General features: G+C 42.0%; 7 protein-coding genes. All 7 read right to left on the bottom strand.

The annotated features are described in order from the left end of the window. Nucleotides 1-354, bottom strand: a 354-nt coding sequence (locus tag HMPREF9073_RS03675) for a DNA adenine methylase (RefSeq protein WP_009412649.1), incomplete at its 3' end; no start/stop codon positions are given. A 299-nt stretch (nt 355-653) separates the two neighbouring features. Continuing rightward, the gene (locus HMPREF9073_RS03670) at nt 654-1,184 is read right to left on the bottom strand and encodes a hypothetical protein (RefSeq protein ID WP_009412648.1); all 531 of its coding nucleotides are present in this window, start codon (nt 1,182-1,184) and stop codon (nt 654-656) included. Nucleotides 1,185-1,186: 2 nt separating this feature from the next. Next, nucleotides 1,187-1,339, bottom strand: coding sequence for a hypothetical protein (locus tag HMPREF9073_RS15880; protein WP_009412647.1), 153 nt, complete (start codon nt 1,337-1,339; stop codon nt 1,187-1,189). A gap of 11 nt (nt 1,340-1,350) precedes the next feature. Further along, a complete protein-coding gene (locus HMPREF9073_RS03665; RefSeq protein ID WP_009412646.1) occupies nt 1,351-1,779 on the bottom strand; it encodes an N-acetylmuramoyl-L-alanine amidase in 429 nt (142 codons plus the stop codon). Between the two features lie 64 nt (nt 1,780-1,843). Beyond that, the gene (locus HMPREF9073_RS03660) at nt 1,844-2,179 is read right to left on the bottom strand and encodes a hypothetical protein (protein WP_009412645.1); all 336 of its coding nucleotides are present in this window, start codon (nt 2,177-2,179) and stop codon (nt 1,844-1,846) included. 105 nt (nt 2,180-2,284) lie between these two features. Beyond that, nucleotides 2,285-3,262: a hypothetical protein gene (locus HMPREF9073_RS16215; RefSeq protein ID WP_232212873.1), complete on the bottom strand. Its 978-nt coding sequence runs from the start codon at nt 3,260-3,262 to the stop codon at nt 2,285-2,287. A gap of 70 nt (nt 3,263-3,332) precedes the next feature. Continuing rightward, entirely contained in the window at nt 3,333-4,181 is an 849-nt protein-coding gene (locus HMPREF9073_RS03650; protein ID WP_034555292.1) for a hypothetical protein, read from the bottom strand. Between the last annotated feature and the right edge of the window lie 36 nt (nt 4,182-4,217).

The raw sequence follows: 4,217 nt of genomic DNA, 5'->3' as shown, positions 1-4,217 counted from the left end.
AATATAATCTAAGGCTTCAGACGGGTATTGGCGGAGGACTTCCAAAATAGTGGGTTTTACTTCATTGATACGTGTTCCTTTAGGGTGATTTGCTACGATTGGGCGCAATTGGGCGATGATTTCGTTGGTGGTGGGTATGAGTGCCAATCGGTGAGCGAAGTCGTCGTAATCGTTCCATATTACGCGGGCGTTGGGATGAGTGGTTTTGACGGTGTGGGAGAGCAAGCCTGAACCGCCGAATAGGTCGATGTAGGTGGCGTTGGCAGGGAAGTGTTTTAGGGCTTCTTTGAAGTGTTTGACAAATTTTCGCTTTTGCCCTTGAAAAGGTAATGGTGATGTAGTGTGATTTTTCATTTTTTAGTGTTAGTGTTCGGTTTATCTTCGGTTAGTGTTCGGTTAGTGTTTGGTGCGAGCCGCACTGGTAGTGTTTTTTTGGTGTTTTAAAAAATAGTTGTACTTTTGCAACTCTCACGCTAAATAAATGAACAAACCCGAAAACCCACAGAAGACTTATTGTCCTCCGTAGGGCTTTCGGGTTCGTATTTTAAATTTAGCGTGAGAAACTATTTAAAAGCGGAGGACATTTTTTATACTGCTTGTCCTCCTATTTTAGCAGTGCTTTAAAAGCGTTTTAAAAGCTTTTTAAATTCTTATTAAATCTTCCACCGAAACGGCTTAAACTTCCAAATGATAAATACTAACACGGCAATAAGCAAGAGCCAAAGGGTATGCCTTACGGGGCTACTTTTCACTTGTTTGCTTACTTGCTTAACTTGAGTGTATGCGTGTTTTTGTACTTCGGCTTTAGTTCTTGTGTATGAATTATTATAAAGGGTACTATCAGCCTGCTGTAGGCTCTTAGAATGGGTGCTTGTAGCTCGTTGCTTAACCTTTCCGTTGAGTACTCTTATAACTTCATTATCGCCGTCACGAATGTGGGTGTAGATAAGTTCACGTGGTTTGCCTACACTATCGGTGAGGCTTTCGAGTTCGAGTTCAAAGGACTGGTCGGACTGGTGGGACAAGTCTGTTTTGCGACCTTCATAGGCAAAAAGCTGTGAACTATCCTTGTAATGGATAAAATGCTCTTTCTGCATTTGCCTTTGAGCGTGGGTTTCTACTTTTTTGGTTCTACACCCTACTAGGGCGAGGAACGCTAATAATGCAATGATTATCTTTTTCATACCTATTTTTCTTGTTTCCTAATTTCTTTTTCAAGCCACATCGTACCCTCTTCTAACTTGGTAATAACAAGTGATAATTCTCTTGTACGTGGCAACTGTTCTACTTTTGCAAGTAGATTATCAAAATCTTTCTTTAGTTCTTTAACATTTGTCATATCTAATACTTTTAAATGTTCTTATACTCTTTTTTTGCATCGAAGCAAGGGCAGGCTTTAGCGACACTAGGGAAGTCTCTGTGTCCTAAAATCTCGGCTTCGGGGTAGAGGGCTTTAAGCTCGGTGAGGAGCTTCTTTAAGGCTTCTTTTTGGGCTTGCGTACGGGTGTCTTTGGGTTGGAGAGTATTTTTATCTATCCCTCCAATATAACAGATACCGATGCTGTCCTTATTGTGTCCTTCTACGTGGGCAGGTATCTTGTTCACGTCTCTGCCCTCTTCAACCGTGCCGTCGAGGCGGACGATGTAGTTGTAACCTATCTCATTAAAGCCGCGTTGGCGATGCCATAGGGCGATGTCTTTGGCGGTGTGGTCGCGCCCTTCGGGGGTTGCCGAGCAGTGAACCACTAAGTAACGGATGTTGCGGGTGCTTTTTTTCATTGGGTTATTAGAGTATTAAGGTGAATAATATAGTAAGGGTTATGGCTATTGCCAAAGGGTTTACTCATAGTACCCATTGGGCATTGTAGCTTTTAGGCTCTGGAGTTACACGCCTTTGAAAGGCTTCATACTGCCAACGTTGGGTATCGTCAAGCAGGGGAAAGTCTTTGTCCGTAAGCGGGCAAAAGTGAAAGTACCCAAAGCCAAAGAAACAAGCTACTGCTAACAAAGGCAATACCACGTAAAGCCAGCTATAAAGCTCGGAACAAACGATGAGCCCACCGATGAGCATTAGAGGAAAGATAATGTTAGCGGAGCGGGTAAAACTTCTTATTTTACCTGCAAATGGCACTATATAACTGAGTGCAAATAGTTTGATGATGTGTTTTCTGATTTCCATAGTGGTTTGTGCTTAGGGTTAAAAAGAAATAAAAGTTATTTCTTTAAACTTTGCCAAAGGTAGTAGCACATACATTGTTACACCTTTGGCAAAGAGAAAAGATTCCTAATGCTGTTCTTTTGCTTCAAGGGCTGCAATTCGTTGAGACAAATGCTCTAATTCATTTTGAAGTTCAGAATGAAAAACTATTTCGTCATTTCCATTAGGAGTTTCTCTATATATTTTTTTACTTCTCATAGCTATTTCATTCGACTCTAAAATAATGTTTTGGGCAGTAAGTGAGATAGAATTTGTTAGATCTATAGTATTAACCCACCCTATATTAATATAGCCCTTATTGGTGTACAGTTCAAGGACAGAGCCTTCCCCTCCCCCATAAATCTTAAGTCTTTCTTTAGCATTAATTTCACCCTCATTTGTTCCTAAATAAAGATTACTTAAAAAGACCCCACTACTTATTGCTTTTATAAGTTCTTCTTTTAGTGCAGTTTTATCCACCTTTTCTGTCAGCAAGGTTTCCAAGTTCTTGTTGCTCTTCACTTGGGTAACGATTTCTTGCAGGGTGTCGAAGGCGGTGTCGTCTACGCTTAGGGTAGTCTCTACTTGTCCTATTTTGGTTTGCAGTCCGTCAATAGCCTCTTTCAGCTGTTGCCCTGAGCCGTCATATCCGCCTTTGGGTAACAAGCCCGATACATCAGTAGGCTGCAAGCCTTCTAACTTCTGCTTGAGCTCGTTGGTGAAGTCATTAGATGATAACCCTTTGCCTTCCTCTTTGTTTACTTTTTTGTCGATGAGCTCTTGTAGCTTGGTGTTAGCTTTTAACTCGGTAACGATTTCTTGTAGGGTGTCGAGGTTTACATCATCTACCTGTAAGATGGTTTGAATAGCTTGTATTTGCCTTTTCAACTCATCGAAGAGGGCACGGTGGGCGTTGGTGTCCTCTAAATGGTTGAGCAGCTGCTTTGCCGATGCGGTGTTCTCAATGGCTCTGCTAAGTCCATCGATGTTGCTCATTGGAATTTGTTCGCTTTTGTGCCAATAGCTGTCAATCCAAGCAGCGAAATGTTCTTGTGCGGGTTTCATTAAGTTAGAAAACCACTTTTTTAATGTTTTTTTTGGTGTCATATTACTAAAAATATTAAGTTATTACTTATTAGTTAAAGCCTATATACTCAATGAATTGTACCACGCGGTAAGGAGGCATATTGTTATGAGGCTGGTCGCCACCAGTGTTGGTAACATTTGCACTATGAGTTGCGCCCGTTGAGAACTCTCTTCCATCGCCTCCATTACCAGCATCGTCTTGGGTTTCACGATAGTATAGTTGGTGATTGTGAGCTGGCATTTCGGCTATGGTGAGTTTGTGAGAACGTTCGCCTCCATATTTTAATAAACCATTCAATTGATAGTCTTGTGAGTCTTCGGGTTTCTTTACATAATCGGGGTCGAGCCCTATGGGCATTCTACCTCGTAAGTTCACGTATTCTCTCCAGCCTGCGGGTATTTCTGAGGCGGGCTTTCCCCATAAGGCGATAAGTCCAATAGGTACGGCTTGCTTTTGTTTTTCTAATTTTTCAATGCGCTCAAGGAGCTTTTTTGTCTCGGTGTTATCTGTTTTATTTTCTCCTAAATATTGGAGATTGTACACACGCTTAAAGTCTTCCCAATTGAAAGTCTTCTCAGGTACAGAGCGACCAAAAGCCGCTGTGCGAATGGTTTCTAAGGGGCGCAAAAAACCATCCTCAAAGGTTACCTCGTTGGTTTCCTCTTTGATGATGACGGTATCACCTTTAGCACCTCCTTCAAAGGGAAAAAGTTCTCCGTTGATAAAGACAGTGCCAGGGGTGATGGTGTTGCCTACCTCCTCGCAACCTGAGATAATTGCCTTATTGCCTGCAAGATGTCCGAAGTGGTTAAATAGGTTGTAGGCGTTCTGCATAAAGGCGAGAAACCCAACATCAAAGGGATAGCCTGCGTTGTGTTCTGTATGTAACTTATTCATAATCCTCTCCCCGTTCCCCTCCCCGAAAGGGAGGGA

The sequence above is a fragment of the Capnocytophaga sp. oral taxon 326 str. F0382 genome, assembly GCF_000318295.1.
Taxonomy (GTDB): Bacteria; Bacteroidota; Bacteroidia; order Flavobacteriales; family Flavobacteriaceae; genus Capnocytophaga; species Capnocytophaga periodontitidis.
This window is presented reverse-complemented; position numbering and strand designations above follow the sequence as displayed.

Coding starts and splice junctions, on each gene's coding strand:
- HMPREF9073_RS03670 (WP_009412648.1), bottom strand. CDS start 1,184: ATGAAAAAGATAATCATTGCATTATTAGCGTTCCTCGCCCTAGTAGGG.
- HMPREF9073_RS15880 (WP_009412647.1), bottom strand. CDS start 1,339: ATGACAAATGTTAAAGAACTAAAGAAAGATTTTGATAATCTACTTGCA.
- HMPREF9073_RS03665 (WP_009412646.1), bottom strand. CDS start 1,779: ATGAAAAAAAGCACCCGCAACATCCGTTACTTAGTGGTTCACTGCTCG.
- HMPREF9073_RS03660 (WP_009412645.1), bottom strand. CDS start 2,179: ATGGAAATCAGAAAACACATCATCAAACTATTTGCACTCAGTTATATA.
- HMPREF9073_RS16215 (WP_232212873.1), bottom strand. CDS start 3,262: ATGAAACCCGCACAAGAACATTTCGCTGCTTGGATTGACAGCTATTGG.
- HMPREF9073_RS03650 (WP_034555292.1), bottom strand. CDS start 4,181: ATGAATAAGTTACATACAGAACACAACGCAGGCTATCCCTTTGATGTT.